This window comes from Xylanibacter sp., assembly GCF_057607445.1.
In genome coordinates this window covers 40269-61036 of record NZ_DBLZAX010000019.1, presented here as the reverse complement: position 1 = coordinate 61036, position 20768 = coordinate 40269, and the positions used below count along the sequence as shown (strand labels likewise).

15 protein-coding genes and 2 tRNA genes are annotated in these 20768 nt (G+C 48.4%); 6 read left to right on the top strand and 11 right to left on the bottom strand.

The window, feature by feature from the left end; genetic code table 11:
* Positions 1–85 precede the first annotated feature (85 nt).
* Entirely contained in the window at positions 86–667 is a 582-nt protein-coding gene (locus tag ACZMIG_RS12920; protein ID WP_487889665.1) for a hypothetical protein, read from the bottom strand.
* An 895-nt stretch (positions 668–1562) separates the two neighbouring features.
* Positions 1563–2573, bottom strand: a complete 1011-nt coding sequence (locus ACZMIG_RS12915; protein WP_021853439.1) for an aspartate-semialdehyde dehydrogenase — start codon at positions 2571–2573, stop codon at positions 1563–1565.
* A gap of 137 nt (positions 2574–2710) precedes the next feature.
* Between ACZMIG_RS12915 and ACZMIG_RS12910 the strand changes: the two genes are divergently transcribed.
* The 5 genes from ACZMIG_RS12910 (at position 2711) to ACZMIG_RS12890 (ending at position 9003) form a co-directional block, all read left to right on the top strand.
* Positions 2711–4834 (top strand): cation:proton antiporter domain-containing protein, encoded by a 2124-nt coding sequence (locus tag ACZMIG_RS12910; RefSeq protein ID WP_487889664.1) that lies wholly within the window; start codon positions 2711–2713, stop codon positions 4832–4834.
* A 48-nt stretch (positions 4835–4882) separates the two neighbouring features.
* Complete coding sequence (locus tag ACZMIG_RS12905) at positions 4883–5650, top strand: ABC transporter ATP-binding protein (protein ID WP_487889663.1); 768 nt, start codon at positions 4883–4885, stop codon at positions 5648–5650.
* Positions 5651–5716: 66 nt separating this feature from the next.
* A complete protein-coding gene (locus tag ACZMIG_RS12900; protein ID WP_287601860.1) occupies positions 5717–6562 on the top strand; it encodes a CvfB family protein in 846 nt (281 codons plus the stop codon).
* 81 nt (positions 6563–6643) lie between these two features.
* Positions 6644–7537, top strand: coding sequence for an NAD(P)-dependent oxidoreductase (locus tag ACZMIG_RS12895; protein WP_053399246.1), 894 nt, complete (start codon positions 6644–6646; stop codon positions 7535–7537).
* Between the two features lie 425 nt (positions 7538–7962).
* A complete protein-coding gene (locus tag ACZMIG_RS12890) occupies positions 7963–9003 on the top strand; it encodes a tyrosine-type recombinase/integrase (protein ID WP_288949017.1) in 1041 nt (346 codons plus the stop codon).
* 1373 nt (positions 9004–10376) lie between these two features.
* Here the strand turns inward: ACZMIG_RS12890 and ACZMIG_RS12885 are convergent.
* The 5 genes from ACZMIG_RS12885 to ACZMIG_RS12865 all read right to left on the bottom strand — a co-directional run bounded on the left by ACZMIG_RS12885 (position 10377) and on the right by ACZMIG_RS12865 (position 15979).
* Complete coding sequence (locus ACZMIG_RS12885; RefSeq protein WP_021854210.1) at positions 10377–10844, bottom strand: nucleoside deaminase; 468 nt, start codon at positions 10842–10844, stop codon at positions 10377–10379.
* Positions 10845–11285: 441 nt separating this feature from the next.
* Entirely contained in the window at positions 11286–12689 is a 1404-nt protein-coding gene (gene asnS, locus ACZMIG_RS12880; protein ID WP_053399175.1) for an asparagine--tRNA ligase, read from the bottom strand.
* Positions 12690–12827: 138 nt separating this feature from the next.
* Complete coding sequence (locus ACZMIG_RS12875; RefSeq protein ID WP_302354204.1) at positions 12828–14225, bottom strand: pseudouridine synthase; 1398 nt, start codon at positions 14223–14225, stop codon at positions 12828–12830.
* A gap of 143 nt (positions 14226–14368) precedes the next feature.
* Entirely contained in the window at positions 14369–15715 is a 1347-nt protein-coding gene (gene purB, locus ACZMIG_RS12870; RefSeq protein WP_021854214.1) for an adenylosuccinate lyase, read from the bottom strand.
* Positions 15716–15904: 189 nt separating this feature from the next.
* Positions 15905–15979 (bottom strand) — tRNA-Val (locus ACZMIG_RS12865).
* A gap of 135 nt (positions 15980–16114) precedes the next feature.
* Here ACZMIG_RS12865 and ACZMIG_RS12860 point away from each other — a divergent pair.
* Entirely contained in the window at positions 16115–16285 is a 171-nt protein-coding gene (locus tag ACZMIG_RS12860; protein WP_487889662.1) for a hypothetical protein, read from the top strand.
* A gap of 817 nt (positions 16286–17102) precedes the next feature.
* On the opposite strand, the gene ACZMIG_RS12855 is transcribed toward ACZMIG_RS12860, so the two are convergent.
* The 4 genes from ACZMIG_RS12855 to ACZMIG_RS12840 form a co-directional block, all read right to left on the bottom strand.
* A tRNA-Val gene (locus tag ACZMIG_RS12855) sits at positions 17103–17177 on the bottom strand.
* A gap of 127 nt (positions 17178–17304) precedes the next feature.
* Positions 17305–18450, bottom strand: coding sequence for an OmpA family protein (locus ACZMIG_RS12850; protein WP_302953043.1), 1146 nt, complete (start codon positions 18448–18450; stop codon positions 17305–17307).
* 159 nt (positions 18451–18609) lie between these two features.
* Positions 18610–20454, bottom strand: a complete 1845-nt coding sequence (gene mutL / locus ACZMIG_RS12845; protein WP_302024067.1) for a DNA mismatch repair endonuclease MutL — start codon at positions 20452–20454, stop codon at positions 18610–18612.
* 10 nt (positions 20455–20464) lie between these two features.
* The gene (locus ACZMIG_RS12840) at positions 20465–20767 is read right to left on the bottom strand and encodes a hypothetical protein (protein WP_302024068.1); all 303 of its coding nucleotides are present in this window, start codon (positions 20765–20767) and stop codon (positions 20465–20467) included.
* Position 20768 lies beyond the last annotated feature (1 nt).

The following is a 20768-nucleotide window of genomic DNA, read 5'->3' as shown; positions in this document are numbered from 1 at the left end:
GCATTGCTCCGAGGAGTTATTGACATACCATTCTTCCTCTTTAGGCTGACTAAAATTTATGCGTAATATTTTCTTTCCCCACTATTTATCGGGTGAGCCGATATATACGGCCAAGCCCCATATACAGGCTAACGTTGGTCTCCTTGGGCAGGCGCAGCGAGTCAGAAAGATAAAGGGCCCGTCTGTACCACATGGCGGCATGCGGCATGTCGTTGACAGCCACGTAGGCATCGCCGAGATTGGCGCATACGTCAGGCAGGCGATACTCCATGTCGCTGCCCATGATACATTCGTACGACTTATGATATAAATCTATTGTCTCGTGCGGATTGTAATGAAACTTGTGATAATATGAGCCCTTGGCATTATATAAGAAGCCCATCATGCCCCTGACGCGCGGCGTGGGCTTCTGCCGCTTCAGGAATCCGAACGGCCCGTCCCAGTTGAGCCTCATCGTGTCGGGCGAATCGAGCGACACTCTGTAGCGCAGCCAGCGCAGGTAGAAGTCGTAATAGTCGAGGCTGTCGGCAGCATTGGCCATGCCCTCACGCATGGTGCGCATGACATATTCCGACTTAACGAATATCGAGTCGTCAAGACTCTTCAGAGCCGCCTCATGCTCCGGCGTGCGCTCATCGCCGCGCTTTCCGTCGTCTGAACACGACATGACCGACATGCACAGCAAGGCGGCAACCGCCGAAACGGCCGCCAGCCTGCACAACGAGGTACAGGCATGAACATATAAACTGATAGCGCCGGTCACTTTCACTTACGCTGAAAATCTCTTAAACTTATGACTTCAAATAATACAAAACCGACACAAAGTTAACAAAAAATTACTTAAACAGGTATCTTTATTTGATTAAATTACGGTTATTGTTAATGTTTTGAAATGTATTTCAGCAGATTTTAGGGGTAAACGGCCATAACATGTAAACGTCTGGTTTACAGACATAAACGCATTCTTCATGATTTGCACATACGGACGACCATATCTTCAGGCTATAACGCCCCACCCGACCGGACCGCCGCAGGCACAATAACGCCATGAATAATACTGCTGTAGGGGCACGTTATGCCGTACTGATTCACGGCCGTTATCATACATAAATGTAAAAGACGGCAAATCAGCCTGCAAAAGGTGGCCTTTCATGATGCAAAAGACGGTCTTTTAGGCTCTAAAAGGGCACCTTTTACAAAGCCGCTGATATTCAGCACGTTACAATCAGGCTGTCAACATGCCGACAGACTTGCACTACTATGGCGGAAACTCTGCCTCACAGCATCGCAGAAAGGCGAAAAATCACCGGACGGCAGACTTATCGCCCGGAGCCTTTCTGCCGACAATCCTTACGTCATCATCCTGCTACATGTGCATAGCTGCAATCCGTACGGCAGGCGTGCCTTATCTCTGTATATCAGAAACGCATCAACGACAGTCTGCCATTAGCCCGAAACGGACAATAATCAAGGCTGACGCCATAAGAAAACGACAATGCCCGGCACAGCCGCTAAGGCCGTGTCCGGGCATTGAATCTGTTTATCAGAATGCTACATTAAAATTATTTCACGTTTCCTACCTTTATCAGATATTCGGCTATCTGAACGGCATTGAGCGCAGCGCCCTTGCGTATCTGGTCGCCGCTGAGCCAGAATGTCAGTCCGTTCTCGTCGGCCAGGTCTTTTCTTACACGGCCAACATATACGTCGTCCTTGCCTGCTGTGTCGAGCGGCATGGGATAAACCAGGTTAGAGGGATCGTCCTCGAGCGTTACGCCGGGAGCAGCGGCCAGAGCCTTCTGAGCCTCCTCAACGCTGATGGGGCGCTCTGTCTCGATCCACACTGACTCAGAGTGGGCACGGAGCGATGACACACGCACGCACATGGCAGAACACTTAACGTCGCTGTGCATAATCTTGCGTGTCTCGTTAAACATCTTCATCTCCTCCTTGGTGTATCCGTTGGGCTGGAACACGTCTATCTGAGGAATTACGTTGTAAGCCAGCTGATGGGGGAACTTGCTCACGGTTACGGGCTTGCCGTCGATAATCTCCTTATACTGCTGCTGCAGTTCGGCCATAGCCGCAGCACCCGCGCCGCTAGCGCTCTGGTAGCTTGCTATGTGTATGCGGCGTATGTGGCTGAGCTGCTCGAGCGGCTGCAGAACCACCACCATCATTATTGTCGTACAGTTAGGGTTGGCAATGATGCCGCGCGGACGCTTGAGGGCATCCTCGGCGTTGCACTCAGGCACAACCAGAGGCACGTCGTCGTCCATGCGGAACGCGCTCGAGTTGTCAATCATCACGGCTCCATACTTTGTTATGTCGGCGGCAAACTCTTTTGAAGTGCCGGCTCCGGCCGACGTGAAAGCTATGTCCACGTCCTTGAAGTCGTCGTTATGCTGAAGCAGTTTTACCTCATACTCTTTTCCCTTAAAAACATATTTCCGGCCTGCCGAACGCTCTGAACCGAACAGCACAAGGTCGTCAAGCGGAAAATTTCTTTCTGCGAGAACGCGGAGGAACTCTTGTCCAACAGCGCCGCTCGCGCCAACAATTGCTACTTTCATTTATCGCTTATTTTTATTACAAAATATATTAATCTGCTAATTATTCGGTACAAAAGTACAACTTTTAGCCCAATCACTGCAAAAATATGATTTTTTTTTGCACTTTTGCATATAGATTTGCAACATAACGAATATTTATGCCGGATATATCGCAATTTTTCCCCATAACAGCCCCGACGTTGATATTCTTCGTCGTGCTGTGCATCATTCTCTTCGCACCCATAATAATGGGCAAGCTGCGCATACCCCATATCGTGGGTATGGTGCTGGCCGGAGTCATCGTCGGGCCCCACGGGTTCAACATCCTTGCTAAGGACAGCTCGTTCGACCTGTTCGGGCATGTGGGCCTCTACTACATCATGTTCCTTGCCGGACTAGAGATGAACATGAGCAACTTCAGAAAAAACAGGCTGCGGACGTTCACTCACGGCATCATGGCCTTCGTTATACCTATGGCCATGGGCTTCGTGTTCAACACGGCCGTGCTGAAATACAGTTTCTTAACATCGGTGCTGCTGGCCAGTATGTATGCCTCTCACACGCTGATAGCCTATCCGACCATCCTGCGCTACGGCCTGTCCAACCAGCGCAGCGTCACGATAGCCGTGGGAGCTACGGCCATCACCGACACGCTTACGCTGCTCGTGCTTGCCATTGTGGGCGGAATGTTCAAGGGCGAGATAACCAGCAGCTTCTGGATCATGCTGTTTCTGAAGATTGCGGTGGTGTTCTTCATCATAATATTCTATTTTCCGCGCATTGCCCAGTACTTCTTCCAGAGGTATGAAGACAACGTCACGCAGTTTATCTTCGTGCTGGCCATGACGTTCCTCGGCTCGGTGATGATGGAGATGATAGGCATGGAAGGGCTGCTCGGCGCCTTCCTTACGGGCCTGGTGCTCAATAGATACGTGCCCAACATATCGCCGCTGATGACTCACCTTGAGTTTGTGGGCAACGCCATATTCATCCCCTATTTCCTCATCGGCGTGGGCATGCTCGTCAACGTCAAGATACTGTTCGGCGGACTGGGCACGCTCGAGGTGGCAGCAGTGATGATTGTGGTGGCCCTGTCGAGCAAGTGGATAGCATCGCTGTTCACGCAGAAGCTGTTCGGCATGCGGGCCATTGAGCGCGAACTGATATACGGCTTGAGCAACGCGCAGGCAGGAGCTACGCTTGCCGCAGTGCTCGTGGGCTACAACCTGATATTGCCCAACGGCCAGCGCCTGCTCAACGACGACGTGCTCAACGGCACTATCATACTTATCCTCGTTACGTGCATATTCAGCTCGTTCACAACAGAGCGTGCCGCCAAGAAAATAGCTCTCGAAACCAAGAGCAGCCTGCCTAAGGACGAAACCGCTGACGACGAGAAGATAATGATACCTATGAGGTATCCTGAAACGGCCGAAAATCTGATTAAGATGGCGTCGCTGATGCGCAACCGCAAGCTCAACCGCGGCGTGGTGGCGCTCAACGTGGTCTACGACGACGACAACCGCCTGATGTATCAGGAGCGCGGACGGCAGCTGCTGGAGCACATAACCAAGGTGGCCAACTACTCGGGCATGATGGTGCAGACGCAGGTAAGAATAGCCACAAACATCAGCAACGGCATAAAGCACGCCTTCATGGAGTTTAACGCGTCAGAGCTTATCATGGGCATGCACATACGCCAGGAGGTGTCGAAGAAGTTCTGGGGCGAGTTCATACAGAGCATCTTCAGCGGTCTTAACCGCCAGATAACCATCGTGCAGTGTCTCACGCCGCTCAACACGCTGAGACGCATACAGGTGGCCGTGCCGTCGCGAGCCGAATACGAGCCGGGATTCTACCGCTGGCTGGAGCGTCTCTCGCGCATGGCCGAGAACCTTGAGTGCCGCATACAGTTCCACGCAAAGCACGAGACGCTGTCGCTCATCAACGAGTATATACAGAACCGCCATTCTAACGTGAGGGCCGAATACACATACATGGCCCACTGGAACGAACTGCCGGGACTGGCCGACAACGTGAACGAAGACCACATGTTCGTGGTTATCACCGCACGTAAGGGCACCATATCATACAAGAACGCGCTTGAGCGTCTGCCGGAGGAGATTACGCGATACTTCGCAGGCAAGAGCCTCATGATAATCTTCCCCGACCAGTATGGCGAACCGCTGGGCGCAATGACCTATGCTGAGCCTCAGCATCACGAACAGCCTAGCGCATACGAGGTGCTGCTGACATGGGTAAGGAAAAAATTCAAGATATAAACAACTCTCTACATAACGACAACAAGCAAACAAAGAAACAGAAAAAACATGATAGATATAAAAGGCATAACCAAGAGCTTCGGCTCACTGCAGGTGCTTAAGGGCATCGACCTGCACATAGGCAAGGGCGAAGTGGTGAGCATCGTCGGACCGAGCGGTGCCGGCAAGACCACACTGCTGCAGATAATAGGCACACTCGACAAGCCAGACAGCGGACAGATAATAATAGACGGCACCGACGTGAGCCGCCTTAACCGCAAGAAGCTGTCAGAGTTCAGAAACCAGCGCATAGGCTTCGTGTTTCAGTTTCACCAGCTTCTGCCTGAGTTCACCGCGCTCGAGAACATCATGATACCTGCCTTGATTGGCGGAAAATCGCGCAGCGAGGCAAAGAATAAGGCCGAAGCCCTGCTCGACTTCATGGGACTGGCCGACCGCGCAAAGCATAAGCCCAACGAGCTTTCAGGCGGCGAGAAGCAGCGTGTGGCAGTGGCACGCGCACTGGTAAACGACCCTGCCGTTATTCTTGCCGACGAACCGTCGGGCAGTCTCGACTCGAAAAACAAGGAGGAACTGCACCAGCTGTTCTTCAGTCTGCGCGACAAGCTCGGACAGACATTCGTGATTGTAACGCATGACGAAAACCTGGCAAAAATTACCGACCGCACCATTGCCATGCGCGACGGCATGCTCGAGACTGACGTCAATGCCGCAGCCGACGCAGCAACGGCAGCAAGCAGCAGCACCGCCACAACCGACAACGACACGGACGGAGCTGACCGTGCGGACGAAAAGGCCGACGACAAGGCCGAATAAAACGCAGAAAAGAACTGCGAGGCAACAAACATTTGTATTAATAAAAATCAAACACCGATAAAGAATATGGACTTCATAAAACTTGGCGACTACAACCTCATGAAGGTTGTCAAGAAAGTAGACTTCGGAATGTATCTCGACGGAGGCGACGAAGGCGAGGTGCTGCTGCCGCAGCGCTACGTGCCCGAAGGATGTAAGGTTGGCGACGAGCTCAACGTGTTTATCTATCTCGACAACGAAGAAAGGCTCGTAGCCACTACGCTCACGCCGCTGGCCAAGGTTGGCGACTTTGCCTTCCTCAGCGTGGCATGGGTGAACGAATATGGAGCCTTCCTCAACTGGGGACTGATGAAAGACCTCTTCTGCCCGTTCCGTGAACAGAAAATGAAGATGGAAACAGGCAAAGGCTACATCGTGCACGTACACCTCGACAGTGAGAGCTACCGCATAGTGGCCTCGGCCAAGATTGAGCGCTACTTCAGCAACGAGCAGCCCGAATACAGACAGGGCGACGAGGTGAGCCTGCTGGTATGGCAGAAAACCGACCTCGGATTTAAGGTGATAATAGACAACAAATATCCGGGACTTGTCTACAAGGACCAGATATTCAAGGATATACACACCGGCGACAGGATGAAGGGATACATAGGCACAATAAGACCCGACGGCAAGATAGACGTGACGCTGCAGCCTACGGGACGCAAGATGACAACTGAATTCAGCGAGGTGCTCCTGCAATATATGAAAGAACACGACGGCGTGTGCCGCCTGACAGACAAGAGCCCGGCTGAAGACATCTACAAGACCTTCCAGGTGAGCAAGAAGAACTATAAGAAAGCCGTGGGCGACCTCTACAAGCGCAGGCTTATCTCTCTGTTCGACGACTGCATAGCGCTCACACAGGACGAATGACAAAAGCGCACGGCAGCACAACAGCAGGTCTGCCGTGGCGGAAACGATAAAAAAGTATATTATAAGTAAAGGCTAACGACAATGAGAAAATTCAGAAAATTAGTGGCAATAGAGCCGATAAAGATGATTCCGGAGGCTATAGACAGCCTCGGGCGGTATGCCGACGAGGTGATCATCCACAGCGATATGCCACAAACCGCTGATGAGACAGCAGCACGCATAGGCGATGCCGATGCCGCGCTGGTAAGCTTCACTACGGCCATAACCGCGGAAATCCTTGCCAAATGCCCATGCCTGAAATACGTAGGCATGTGCTGCTCGCTCTATTCACCCGAAAGCGCAAACGTAGACATCCACTATGCCGACGGACACGGAATAACCGTAACCGGCATACGCGACTACGGCGACGAGGGCGTGATAGAATACGTGGTAAGCGAGCTTGCCAGATGCCTTCACGGCTTCGGTCAGCCTGCATGGTTCGGCGCACCAAGCGAGATAACCGGCCTGAAAGCCGGCGTGGTGGGCCTGGGCAAGTCAGGAGGCATGATAGCAGACGCCATGAAGTTCTTCGGAGCCGAGGTGGGCTACTTTGCACGCAGCCAGAAACCCGCAGCCGAGGCCAAAGGCTACAGGTTTATGCCCCTGGACGAACTGGTTGGATGGAGCGACGTGATATTCTGCTGCCTCAACCGCAACACCGTGCTGCTGCACGAAAAGCAGTTTGAACTTATGGGCGACCATAAGATACTCTTCAACACCGGCCTGTCGCCGGCATGGGACGAACCTGCATTCGAAAAATGGCTCGACCGCGACAACATCTGTTTCTGCGACACCACAGGAGCGGCCGGCAGCGAGCGCATGCAAAGCCACAGGCACATGCATTGCATGGGCGTATCGTCAGGACTTACAAAGCAGTCGTATGAACGGCTCAGCCAAAAAGTTCTTGCAAACATAGAGAACTATCTGAAAGATTAGGAACTAGCTGAACATCAACATAAAAGAGGGAAGTGAAAGTAAAGGAGTTAATATATAACTTTGAAGACTTGATTACCTGCATCGGTAAAATGCAACGACACTATCACAGCCTGGCACTGCAAACAGGCTGACGGTTAAAACACCTTACTTAAACACAGCATCCCAAAGTCCCTCTACAAAACAGAGCATAAGCCAACACACCTCAAAGCTTATGCCCTGTTTTTTTGATTTCAGCCTAAGAAGTCAATAAAACAAAATTAATTAACAATAAATGCAACGACAAATGAAAACAAATATAACAACGACAGACAAAAAACCTGCAATAAAACAAGAGGAATGCATCTGCAATCAATTAAGGAATGCACCTCCTCATTTCACCGGATGTAAATTTACTTGTTTATTAAGTTTAAATTTTCAACAGCAAAATGACTACAATTAGAATTAAACTTTCTCCTCAGCTTATAAAGACGGGAGAAGAAGAACTTCTCATCGAAATAGATGAGAGCGTTCTGTCAGAAGAAAAGCTGCAAGTCAAGAAAGACAGATATTTGTTCCTATACATGGAGAAAATAATCAAAGAACTTGAAAGCAACAAGCAAAGCAGCACGGCAGATAACTACAAGAGCACGCTGAAAAGCTTTAAGCGATTCAGAAAAGGCAAGAACATCACGCTCGGCAAAATCAACGACAAGATGATGCAGCAATATGAGATGTATCTGAAAAACGAAGGAATAAAGATGAACACGATATCCTTCTACATGAGAGTGATGCGTGCGGTATACAACAGGGCGGTGAACGACGGACTCGCCACGGAGAAACAGCCGTTCAGGAACGTCTACACCGGGATTGACAAGACCGAGAAAAGAGCCATACCGCTGCAGACCATAAAGGCCATAAAGGAGCTCTATATGCCGTCGAGAGCATTACACTTTGCCAGAGACATGTTTCTCTTCAGTTTCTACACCCGCGGAATGTCGTTCATAGACATGGCTTATCTTAAAAAGACCGACCTAAGCAACGGCATACTGACATACAAGCGGCGCAAGACCAAGCAGCAGCTCTCAATAAAATGGGAGAAATGCATGCAGGAAATAGTTAACAAATGGCCATCGTACAACGACTATCTGCTGCCGATAATTACGATACCCGGAAAAGAAGAGAGAATGCAGTATAAGAGTTGCCAGAAGAACGTGAACATGCAACTCGACAAGATATCCAAAATGCTGAAAATGCGAAAAGGCATAACCATGTATGTGGCACGTCACTCATGGGCAAGCATTGCAAAAAACATGAACATCCCCATAGGAGTGATCAGCGACAGCATGGGGCACACATCGCTAAAGACCACACAGATTTACCTCAGCGCAATTGACATGGATGTCATAAATAAGGCCAACCTGAAGATATTGAATAAAATAGAGAAAAGGAACGAAGAGACAAAGCGATTTTCGCAAACCGTAAAATAAAAGTCTCATAAACCTGCAAACGACTAATTGGATATAAATACAAACAGCCTAAGCACACGTGCTTCAAAAAAACAATAACTTTACATACCGAATTGAAAAACTAACACCCAGGCTGTATGAAACTCTGAATAACTAATTATTAATTATTTAATCTAATATCATTTATTAAAATTGCCAACATTATGAAATGTCTTATACAACTTAAAACATCTAATATTTAGAGAATCGGTATTTCTGCGTCTTACGCACGCAGACAATCAGCATAGCAAGCATCTCTAACGATTGAAAATATCATCACAAAGACGTCTTGCACTACATTGTAAAAAAGCCACAACAGATATCCGTGGCAATTTACACAATTTACCAATACGTAATCACCCTCAGGCATTACGCCACCATAAAACAGACGGCGTTGCAGAGATTAAAATACAGGAGTCTGCCCTATCCGGGACGGCTTTCACATTAATAATAAGGGTGCTAAAATATGGCGTTTGTCAACGGCACACATTCTATTAACTAACAGCATCCGGTGAAACATCATGATGTGCTGAACGCCATTACGCAAAATATTGATAAAGATTATTAATTAAAAAGTACAACAAAACGGCGGAGGATGTGCTCTACACTCATCTCCCGCCGTTACTGTGTTACATACGGGCCGACACATCAAACGCAGCATTCCACATTAGTTGCAGCTAAACAGAACCTTGCTATAGCAATGAAACATTGGCATAAATAATAATGTTACAGAATGCAGATAGCATATACACGGCAAGTTGTATTCACTGCAAAAGGTGCCAAAACGCAATGCGAAAGGGCATGTTTTACAATATGAAATGCGGCAAATTAGAATGTAAAAGGTATGCTTTTACAACAAAGAACATAAACAGGAAAGTAAAGCGAAAAAGTTTTTTGTATAAACTCATCACTCGTCACAAAGTCTCATAACCCACTGCATGTCAGCATATTAGACTGTGACGAGTTGCCGTACCGACTCATCACACGACAAAGTGGAAAGCCTGGCGTGATGAGTTGAGAAAGAAACTCATCACACCATAACGCATTATAGTTCAACACTTTACGCATGAATGTGATGAGTGATGAGTTTATACAAAAAACTTTTTCGCTTTATTTCCGTCAGTTATCCGGCCTGCTGTCGTCATGGCAACAAGGCATTAAAATAACACTATCACGCCTGCCGTAAGACATGAGCCGCAAGCCTGAAACATAAAAGGACTACTTACAGAAGCCTGCCGGCTTCATAGCTTACAACTCTTACGGCCGGATTGCAGTCCGTCAGAAAACGGGAAACAGTACCGGACACAGCATATCCGGCACAGCCAATAATCAAAGGGCTTATCTGCCAAGATACGTCAATACTCTATCTTATCGTCTTTCTGCGCCCACATCTCAAAAGCCTTGATGGCCTCGTTGCGCATCATCTCCTCTGACGACAACTTGCGGCCTTCACGCGGCAGAGCCAGCTCGTCGTAGATAAACGAGTCGTCAAATCCGATGTTCTTGGCATCGGTCTTGTTGTTGGCAAAATAAACCTTCTTCAGTCTTGCCCAATATATTGCGCCAAGGCACATGGGGCACGGCTCACACGACGTAAAAATCTCGCAGTCGCTTAGGTCGAACGTACCCAAGGCGGCAGCTGCCGCCCTTATGGCGCTCACCTCTGCATGGGCTGTAGGGTCGTTGTTGGCCGTCACGCGGTTGACTCCTGTTGCAACAATCTCTCCGTCGCGGGCTATCACTGCTCCGAAAGGTCCTCCGCCATTGTTGACATTATCTATCGAAAGCTCTATGGCCTTACGCATAAGTTCGTCTTTTGTCATAATGATTTCTTTTATTAACGTTTGAAACAATCATACACCCGGCAGCTGCCGCAGCACGGCCTTGATGCAAGGGCGCACCTGAAGTATGGCATCTGCCGGCATACCGCAGCAAATATACTAATTTATAAATTATAAAAAGAAAATAGACAAATTAAATAATAATTATTTCAACTATTTATAAAAAAATGTGGACAATGCTTCCAGCTGTCATCTGCCGGTTTTCCACAACCGCTCACTATACTTATGCCGGCTCTTTGTCTCACATTAAGCATAACGGCAAATAACAAACAAGCGCTCAGCCAAGATCAGGCGTCAAGCTCTGCCTACGGGCTTGTCAGGCGTAGTAACCCTGACAGGAAAACAACGAAAAAAAGCGTGTCAGAATGCATACAAAAGCACATTCTGACACGCCTTCTTGATTAGTATATAAGAATATTTGCTTTAGAATTCAGCATTTTTCGGAGTACGCGGGAACGGTATCACGTCGCGTATGTTCTGCATACCTGTAACGAACAGGATAAGGCGCTCGAATCCGAGACCGAATCCTCCGTGAGGGCATGATCCGTATTTACGTGTGTCGAGATACCACCACATATCCTTCATCGGGATGTTGCGCTCGTTGATTTCGCCTATCAGCTTGTCGTAGTTCTCCTCACGCACGCTTCCGCCGATAATCTCGCCAATCTGCGGGAACAGAACGTCAGTGCCCTGAACAGTCTTGCCGTCCTCATTAATCTTCATGTAGAACGCCTTTATGGCCTTAGGATATCCGGTCATGATGACAGGCTTCTTGAAGTGCTCTTCAACGAGATAACGCTCGTGCTCGCTGGCAAGGTCCATGCCCCAGCTTACGGGGAACTCGAACTTATGACCGTTCTTAACGGCCTCTTCAAGAATATTGATACCCTCTGTGTACTCAAGACGAACAAAAGAACCGCTGACAACCGACTTGAGTCGCTCTATCAGCGTCTTGTCTATCATCTTGTTGAGGAACTCAAGGTCGTCCTTGCAGTTGTCCAAAGCCCACTGAACGCAGTATTTGATGAAGTCTTCCTCGAGGTCCATCAGGTCGTTGAGATCGATGAATGCAACCTCAGGCTCTATCATCCAGAACTCGGCCAGGTGGCGCGGAGTGTTTGAGTTTTCGGCACGGAAAGTTGGTCCGAAAGTATAGATGGCACCCAGAGCCGTTGCTCCGAGCTCGCCCTCGAGCTGTCCGCTCACGGTGAGTGATGTCTGCTTGCCGAAGAAGTCGTCGTCGTAGGTTATCTTGCCTTCGTCGTTCTTCTTAAGGTCGTAGAGGTTCTTGGTCGTAACCTGGAACATCTGTCCTGCACCCTCACAGTCGCTGGCAGTGATGAGCGGTGTGTGGAAATAGAAAAATCCGTGATCGTGGAAATACTTGTGGATGGCTATGGCCATGTTGTGGCGTATGCGCATCACGGCTCCGAAGGTGTTGGTACGAAGGCGCAGATGTGCATACTGGCGCATGTACTCGAAGCTCTGTCCTTTTTTCTGCATCGGATAGTCGCTGGCGCAGAGACCGTAAATCTCTATCTCACGGCACTGCAGCTCTACCGTCTGTCCTGCTCCCTGGCTCTCAACCAGCTCGCCGTTGACATTGATGCATGAGCCTGTGGTTATCTGCTTGAGCATGCTCTCGTCGAACTTTGACGGATCGACAACTACCTGTACGTTCTTTATTGTTGAACCGTCGTTAAGCGCGATAAAGTCTACTGACTTGCTGCTACGGTGGGTACGCACCCATCCTTTTACGTTGACGACAGCGCCGAAATCTGTGCGCTGAAGCACGTCTACGACTTTTGTTCTCTTGATTTTTTCCATTTTGTTATATGTTTTGACAGTAATCCGGCGCATGCCTCAGCCATGCTGTCGGCCACGTGGCACAAACAGAGCCGCAGGCCTGCACCAAAATACGTTTCGTCTAAAAAGCTTCAGCCTTTAATTCTGATTGTTGTACTATTATTCAAAAGCTCCCATGCGCAGCATGTCAACTTCCTTCTCTGTGAGGAAGCGCCAGTCGCCGCGGCGGAGATTCTTCTTAGTCAGACCAGCAAAGAGCACACGGTCGAGCTTGACAACTCTGTATCCGAGGCTTTCGAAGATACGGCGGACGATACGGTTCTTGCCGCTGTGTATCTCGATGCCCACCTGGCTCTTGTCTGTTGCGCTGGCATACTCGATGGCGTCGGCATGCACCTCGCCGTCTTCAAGAGTTATGCCTGTGGCTATCTGCTGCATGTCGTGAGCAGTAACCTTCTTGTCGAGGAAGACGTGATAAATCTTCTTCTTCAGGAATTTAGGATGAGTGAGCTTGCTGGCCAGATCGCCGTCGTTGGTGAGCAGGAGCACTCCTGTAGTGTTTCGGTCAAGGCGTCCTACGGGATAGATACGCTCCGGACATGCGTTCTTTACGAGATCCATCACAGTCTTGCGCTGCTGCGGGTCGTCGCTAGTTGTAACACAGTCCTTTGGCTTGTTGAGAAGCACGTATACCTTCTTCTCCATTGACACCTTCTGATCGTGGAATCTGATGTCGTCAGTGCGCAGAACCTTTGTTCCGAGCTCTGTAACAACCTGTCCGTTAACGCTGACCACACCTGCCTGTATGAACTCGTCGGCCTCACGGCGGCTGCAGATACCTGCATTGGCCAGATACTTGTTAAGTCTTACGGGCACTGTCGGGTCGATGTTGGCCTCTTTATATTCTATACGCTTCTTCTGGCTGTACTTTGCGTTAGGATCATAATCAGGTGTACGCTGACGGTAACCGCCACGCTGCTGATATGCCGGCTGACGCTGCGGACCATAGCCGCCACGCTGATAGCCACCGCGCTGATAAGAGTTCTGACGGGGCTGATAGCCGCCCTCGCCTCCTCCGTTGTTGTAACGCGGACGATAGCCTGCTGACTGGCGGGGCTGATAGCCGCCGTCCATGCCCTGATTGTAGTTCTGGCGGTAGGGCGAGCTCTGACGCTGGCCATACTGGTTCTGGCGGGGCTGATAGTTGCCGTCGGCATCGCTGTTATAACGCGGACGATAGCCGCCGCGCTGCTGCGGCTGATAGCCCTGACGCTGCTGATAGCCGCCCTGCTGTCCGCTGTTGTAGCGCGGACGGTAAGAACGCTGCTGACCTCCGTCTGACTGGAGCGCTGCGCCGAATCCCTCAGGACGGAAGCCTGCTGAATCGTTATTATAGTTTCTGCTAGATGAATATGCACGCTGTACCTTGATGCGCGGACGCATAGGTCTTTCTCCGTTACGGTAGTTTGTGTTTTCAGCCGGTTTGTAGCCCTCACGGCTTACCTCGTTTTGTCCGGCATACATACCTTCTTTCTTGTTTTCTAAATCTTCTGTCATATTATTTCAGATTAATGCCTCACGGCGGTTTGTAATTATGTTATTTTTATATTTTGTTCTGCTACATTTACTAAGACATTCAAACAAACAGGCATCCACACGGCCGGTAGTCAATACTGAAGCCGCGGGCGATGCCTTGCTTATTATATTCCGGTGTAATTGTGAGGTGTTATGGCCATAAGCTCAGCCTTAACCTCATCGCTTACATTCAGTTCTTTGATAAATTGATGTATTGTTTCTTCTGTCATTTTATGGTTAGTACGTGTAAGTGCCTTGAGAGCCTCATACGGATGCGGATAGGCCTCACGGCGCAATATGGTCTGAATGGCCTCAGCCACAACGGCCCATGTATTGTCGAGGTCGGCACTTATCTTCTCTTCGTTGAGTATGAGCTTGCGCAGTCCTTTCAGTGTGCTCTGTATTGCGATGACAGTGTGTCCGAGAGGCACACCGATGTTGCGAAGCACTGTAGAGTCGGTAAGGTCGCGCTGCAGACGGCTTACGGGCAACTTCTGTGCCAGGAACTGCAGCACAGCGTTTGCTACGCCGAGGTTGCCTTCGCTGTTCTCGAAGTCAATAGGATTGACCTTATGAGGCATTGCGCTCGAGCCAACCTCGCCGGCCTTGATCTTCTGCTTGAAGTATTCCATTGAGATATACATCCAGAAGTCGCGGTCGAGGTCTATTATTATCGTGTTTATGCGGCGCACGGCATCAAGCACTGCACCCAGACAGTCATAGTTGCTTATCTGCGTGGTCCACTGCTCGCGCACGAGTCCGAGTTTCTCGCTGACAAACTTATTGCCGAAAGCCTTCCAGTCGTACTCGGGATATGCCACATGATGGGCATTGTAGTTACCCGTAGCACCGCCGAACTTGGCAGTAAGCTCACACTGACGTAAAGAGTCGAGCTGCTTCTGCAGACGGTATGCGAACACCATAACCTCCTTACCGAGACGTGTGGGCGATGCAGGCTGTCCGTGAGTCTTGGCCAGCATGGGCACCTCTTTCCACTCTTCGGCATAGTCGGTGAGCTGCTTTATGAGCTCTTCCACCTGCGGAACCACAACATCGCAAAGCGCATCCTTAAGCGAGAGCGGCACTGAGGTGTTGTTGATGTCCTGCGACGTCAGTCCGAAATGAATAAACTCCTTGAACGGCTCGAGACCGCCGATGGCGTCGAACTGTTCTTTTATGTAATACTCCACGGCCTTAACGTCGTGGTTTGTGATGCCTTCAATTTCCTTGACACGTGCCGCACCGGCTTCGTCAAACGTAAGATAGATGTCACGCAGACGTCCAAACAGCGAATGGTCGAAATCCTTGAGCTGAGGGAGCGGAAGCTCGCACAGCGCAATAAAATATTCGATCTCCACACGTATACGGTAACGTATGAGAGCATACTCAGAAAAATAGTCTGCAAGCCGTTCGGTCTTGCCTCTGTATCGGCCGTCTATCGGAGAGATGGCAGTAAGTAAGTCAAGATTCATAACTAATACGTATTAACGGTTGCAAAATTAATAATTTAAATCGATTTAATGGCACTTACAGACAATAAAAGTTTGTTATAAATTGCATTTTTATAAATACCGGACAGGCAACACACGCAAGCGGCAAAATCATGACAAGAGTGTGTATAAAGAAAAAACCGACAGCACCTTGGTGTTGTCGGTTTTGTGTGGGCGTTGACGGATTCGAACCGCCGACCCTCTGCTTGTAAGGCAGATGCTCTAAACCAGCTGAGCTAAACGCCCTTGTTCTTGTAAGCGAGTGCAAAGATACAGTTTTTTTTCTTTCCGCCAAATTTTTCGGGAACTTTTTTCATTTTTTCTTAAATTTAGTTCCTAAACAGGCATTTTTTGCCTAAAATGCACCAATAATCCAGTTCTATGCAAGACTCACCGCACATAACGCTCAGCGCTCCTCACAGAAGGCAGCAATGGACGCTGACATACGGAACAGGCACTAATATTCCGGACGAAGACATGAAATCAGCAAAACCAACGAGGACTCATGCGCAAAGAAAAAGCAACAGCCGCCACACGGCAAAAACAACCTAACACCACTACAAATAAAAGGATACCGGCTGCATGCCCTGCACAAGGTAAAGGACACAAGAACTGTCTGCAAAATGCCGACGCCAACAGGCATTCGCACTAGCCGCACAACCTTCTGACAATCAACGCATTACAAAAGGGTACATTTCAGGCGGCAAAAGGTGTCCTTTTAGTCTGCAATTTGTATCCTTTCGCAACATAAAAGGACGCAAATCAGAAATAAGACAGCGCACAACGAGCCAACCGAGTGCAACGAGCGCCAACCGGGCATACAATAATACATGCATCAAGCCGAGACATTGCGCATCCCAACCGTCTACAGCCATTCTTTCTACATCAACCGCAAGAACTCCTCACCTACACTACCCGACAATGTATTTCTACAAGAAATAAACCATAAAAGACAAAAAGAAACATACGAAACCGACAACAACAAAGCTGATCCGGAATCCAAACACACATCTATAGAGCCGCCACTGTATTAACCCTCAACCGGTCATTATACAGCACATAGCGTTATCAATTTTGTGTATTCATGCTTTCAGCCCGCCTTTTTGTTTCTATTGGCGGCTTTTTGTTCGCTTTTTCATGACATAGTCCGCCATGCCTGCAAAATCCACCAAAAAGGAGCTCAATATAAAGCAATAATACAGACCGAATCATAATAACAGATTGAGGTGTTAAAGTAAGACACAAAAAATATCAGGAAGACATGCCATACAGGCCACGACTGCAGCGAAACAAAGAAAAGACAGACAAGCGGCAACAATGACAATAAACGAAAAATGCCGGACAAATTGTCCGGCATTCTGTTTTGATGTGGGCGTTGACGGATTCGAACCGCCGACCCTCTGCTTGTAAGGCAGATGCTCTAAACCAGCTGAGCTAAACGCCCTTGTTCTTGTAAGCGAGTGCAAAGATACGGCGTTTTTTTCTTTCCACCAAATTTTTCGCAAACTTTTTTCAAAAAAAGATGCCCCGACATGTCGGGGCACCATTTAAACTTTAACTGATATGGAATTTTACTTTGCAATCTCAACAGTAGCGCGACGGTTGTATGAAGGAGGAACAAGTGTGTCTACACCGCCCTTAGCCTCAATCTGGATGTTTTCTCTCTTAACACCCATCTTAACCAATTCGTCAGCAACTCTCTCAGCACGTTTCTGTGACAGAGCACGGTTGTATGCAGCAGGACCTGTTGCATTGTCAGCATATCCGGTAACAATCAACTTAGCGTTGTTGTCCTTAGAATAGTCTGCAAGATTCTTAACGTTAACAAGGTCTTTTCTTGAAGCGATTGTAGACTTGTTGATGTTGAAGAATACAGAAACAGGATTTGTTATATACTCTTTCTCAACCTTTGTTGTTGCAGTAGCAGTTCTGTTTGCAAGCTCGTTCTTCAGACGGCTGTTCTCTGCCTTCTCGTCAGCCAGCTGAGCATTGAGAGCGTCGAGCTGTGACTGTGAAAGAGCCTTGATGGCGTCTACATCAGGAACTTTGTTCCATGTGCCCTTACCTACGTTGTAAGTGATACCAACCTCTGCATAAACGTTGTTAGGATGGCTCATCAGGAAGCCTTCGCCCATATCGGCCGGCATGCCGCAGATGTCGCTCTCCATGCGGTTCCAACCAAGTTCGAAGTTGATGGCTACCTTTCTGCTTACCCAGAACTCGTTCAAGATACCTACTGACCAGCCCATTGCATATCTGTTATATGTGCAAGAACGACCGACACCGGCACCAGCGAAAGGTATGAAGTTCCATACACGGTCAGGATTGTAGCCACAGAACATATTGCTGAGGTTGAACATTACCTGCTCATTCAAGATCCAATACTTGTTGCCGTTGCCTTTGTTCTGATCGCTGTAAACAGCCTTACCCCAGATTCCCTGCAGCTTTGTACGGAGACCTATTCCAGGTGTGAACCATTTACCGATGGCGATAGAAGCTCCAGGGTTAGAACGGAATTTCTTGAAGGGGCTCTTTGACCAGCCTCTGCCATCTTCATAATTACCATACCAAGCGTTCCATTCAGCACCGGCCTGAATAAACCAGTTGCTCCAGAACGAATTTGTAGCAACGCTGTACTTTTCAGTAGCGTCGTTCTCCTGCGCCATTGAGGCAACAGAAGCACCTGCTAAAAGTAATACAATTAATAACTTTTTCATAACTCTTAATATTAAACAATCAATAAAAATATGTCAAATGCCTTTATATACAAAGCGTATCTTCAAGTGCAAAGATAGCCATATTTTTCAATTAAACACGTTTTTTGTAATTTTATTTTCACATTTTCAGCAAAGAATGTAAACCATTATTAAAACGCATCAGCAAAACAGGTTATCAATGTCATGTTGCTTAAGCATGCCTATCACAGGCTTGCCGTCAGGAGTGTAGTTTACGTTTGAGCACGTAAACAGTTCGTTCACAATGCTTTCCATCTCTGCATTGTCGAGCACTTGTCCGTAAGGGATGGCTGCACTTTTGGCCAATTGCAGTGCCAGTGAGCTGTTTATACCTTCCGTCGGTCCTATTCCGGTTTCAATAAAATCATCCACAATATTCTTCAACAGCTTTACATAGTCAACGTCTTCAAGTCCGGCGGGAATTCCGTTTATCGAGTAGCTGCCGCCTCCAAGAGAAGCGAGATCGAAACCTATATTGGCTATTTCGTTGCTTATCTTATCTATAATCACGGTTTCGGAAGGAGAAAACTGTATCATCTCCGGGAACAATATCTGCTGCGAGCTGCATCCCTTTCCGTTAATCTGCGAGAGATAGCGTTCATAAAGTATGCGCACATGGGCACGGTACTGGTCGATAACCATCAAACCAGACTTAACGGCAGTCATGATATACTTTCCCTTATACTGATAATGTGCAGGTGACTTCTCGTCTATAACGCTGCCTCCGCCCGAGATTATCGTTCCTTCCGGTTCTGGCTGGGCCACATCAGGCATAAAGAGGCTTTGCTCTTCGCCGCCGCTCACTCCTTCATAGAGCGTTTCCCATGAGTCAGGAACCGTTCTACGGTTTGATGGCATACTGCCTGCTGAAGTCTCCTTGAAAGGATTATACTCCGGATTAAAGTCAAGTTTGGGAGCTGAAGTGCCGCCCACAGAGGGGTCGAACACCGGTATATCCGGCCTTCCTTCGGTGTCGAAATCTATCGAAGGAACATCATTAAAGCGGCCGAGAGAGTCTTTAACGGCAGCCATAAGTATCTGCCATATAGTCTGCTCATTCTCAAACTTTATCTCGGTTTTTGTAGGATGGATGTTCACATCGATGTCTTCGGGATTGACATCGAAGTAAATGAAATAAGGCACCTGCTCGCCCATAGGTATAAGGCGGTCGAAAGCCGTAAGCACAGCCTTATGAAAATACGGATGCTTCATATATCTCCCATTGACAAAGAAATACTGATGAGAGCATTTCTTACGGGCGGCTTCGGGCTTGCCGACAAATCCCGAGATATTGCATACCGTTGTCTCAACGTTAACGGGCAGTATGTCGTGATTGAGTTTCTTGCCGAACACATCTACTATACGCTGTCTCAGGCTGCCTTTACGCAGGTTGAACATCTCCACGCCGTTGCTATGGAACGTAAAGTTTATCTGCGGATAAACAAGCACAATACGCTCAAAAGCAGCAAGGATGTTATTAAGTTCCGTAGAGTTAGACTTCAAGAATTTACGTCTTGCAGGGACGTTGAAGAATATATTGTTTACAGAAAAGTTGCTTCCTATAGGACACGAAACAGGCTCCTGGGCCATAACCTTAGAGCCGGAAATAGTGATATGCGTTCCGAGTTCGTCATCAGCAGTGCGTGTCTTCAGTTCAACCTGGGCCACGGCAGCGATGGATGCAAGCGCCTCACCACGGAATCCCATTGTATGAAGAGCAAACAGATCGCTTGCCTGACGTATCTTTGATGTTGCATGACGTTCAAACGAAAGGCGCGCATCGGTTTCCGACATGCCCTTGCCGTTGTCGATTACCTGTATCGAAGTGCGCCCTGCATCGGTAACCAGTACCTTAATTGTATCTGCTCCGGCATCAACAGAATTTTCAACAAGTTCCTTGATTACAGATGCCGGACGCTGTATAACCTCACCCGCAGCAATCTGATTTGCCACAGAATCAGGCAGAAGCTGTATAATGTCACTCATGATTTTTCAACTAATTAAAATAAAGCAAAAACTTCCAAACTACAACAAGCAGGACAATCAGCAGCAGGATGACACCCGTACTAAGGATGAATCCGCCGGACAAACGCCGTTCGCTGCGGCGCCTTGCATATTTCGTAGCGTTAAGAAAAGCGCCTCTTATGCGGTCTTCATGGCTTGACTTGCCTTTGTCGCCTGCCACACCAAGCTCCCGTTTCGCACGTTCCTCCACATCCTTCAATACATCCTTACGTTCATCAGCATACAGGTATTGATGCTGAAACCCACGCGGTCTGCGCTGCTTGAACAGTCCCATA

Coding starts and splice junctions, on each gene's coding strand:
- ACZMIG_RS12920 (WP_487889665.1), bottom strand. CDS start 667: ATGTCGTGTTCAGACGACGGAAAGCGCGGCGATGAGCGCACGCCGGAG.
- ACZMIG_RS12915 (WP_021853439.1), bottom strand. CDS start 2,573: ATGAAAGTAGCAATTGTTGGCGCGAGCGGCGCTGTTGGACAAGAGTTC.
- ACZMIG_RS12910 (WP_487889664.1), top strand. CDS start 2,711: ATGCCGGATATATCGCAATTTTTCCCCATAACAGCCCCGACGTTGATA.
- ACZMIG_RS12905 (WP_487889663.1), top strand. CDS start 4,883: ATGATAGATATAAAAGGCATAACCAAGAGCTTCGGCTCACTGCAGGTG.
- ACZMIG_RS12900 (WP_287601860.1), top strand. CDS start 5,717: ATGGACTTCATAAAACTTGGCGACTACAACCTCATGAAGGTTGTCAAG.
- ACZMIG_RS12895 (WP_053399246.1), top strand. CDS start 6,644: ATGAGAAAATTCAGAAAATTAGTGGCAATAGAGCCGATAAAGATGATT.
- ACZMIG_RS12890 (WP_288949017.1), top strand. CDS start 7,963: ATGACTACAATTAGAATTAAACTTTCTCCTCAGCTTATAAAGACGGGA.
- ACZMIG_RS12885 (WP_021854210.1), bottom strand. CDS start 10,844: ATGACAAAAGACGAACTTATGCGTAAGGCCATAGAGCTTTCGATAGAT.
- asnS (WP_053399175.1), bottom strand. CDS start 12,689: ATGGAAAAAATCAAGAGAACAAAAGTCGTAGACGTGCTTCAGCGCACA.
- ACZMIG_RS12875 (WP_302354204.1), bottom strand. CDS start 14,225: ATGACAGAAGATTTAGAAAACAAGAAAGAAGGTATGTATGCCGGACAA.
- purB (WP_021854214.1), bottom strand. CDS start 15,715: ATGAATCTTGACTTACTTACTGCCATCTCTCCGATAGACGGCCGATAC.
- ACZMIG_RS12860 (WP_487889662.1), top strand. CDS start 16,115: ATGCAAGACTCACCGCACATAACGCTCAGCGCTCCTCACAGAAGGCAG.
- ACZMIG_RS12850 (WP_302953043.1), bottom strand. CDS start 18,450: ATGAAAAAGTTATTAATTGTATTACTTTTAGCAGGTGCTTCTGTTGCC.
- mutL (WP_302024067.1), bottom strand. CDS start 20,454: ATGAGTGACATTATACAGCTTCTGCCTGATTCTGTGGCAAATCAGATT.
- ACZMIG_RS12840 (WP_302024068.1), bottom strand. CDS start 20,767: ATGGGACTGTTCAAGCAGCGCAGACCGCGTGGGTTTCAGCATCAATAC.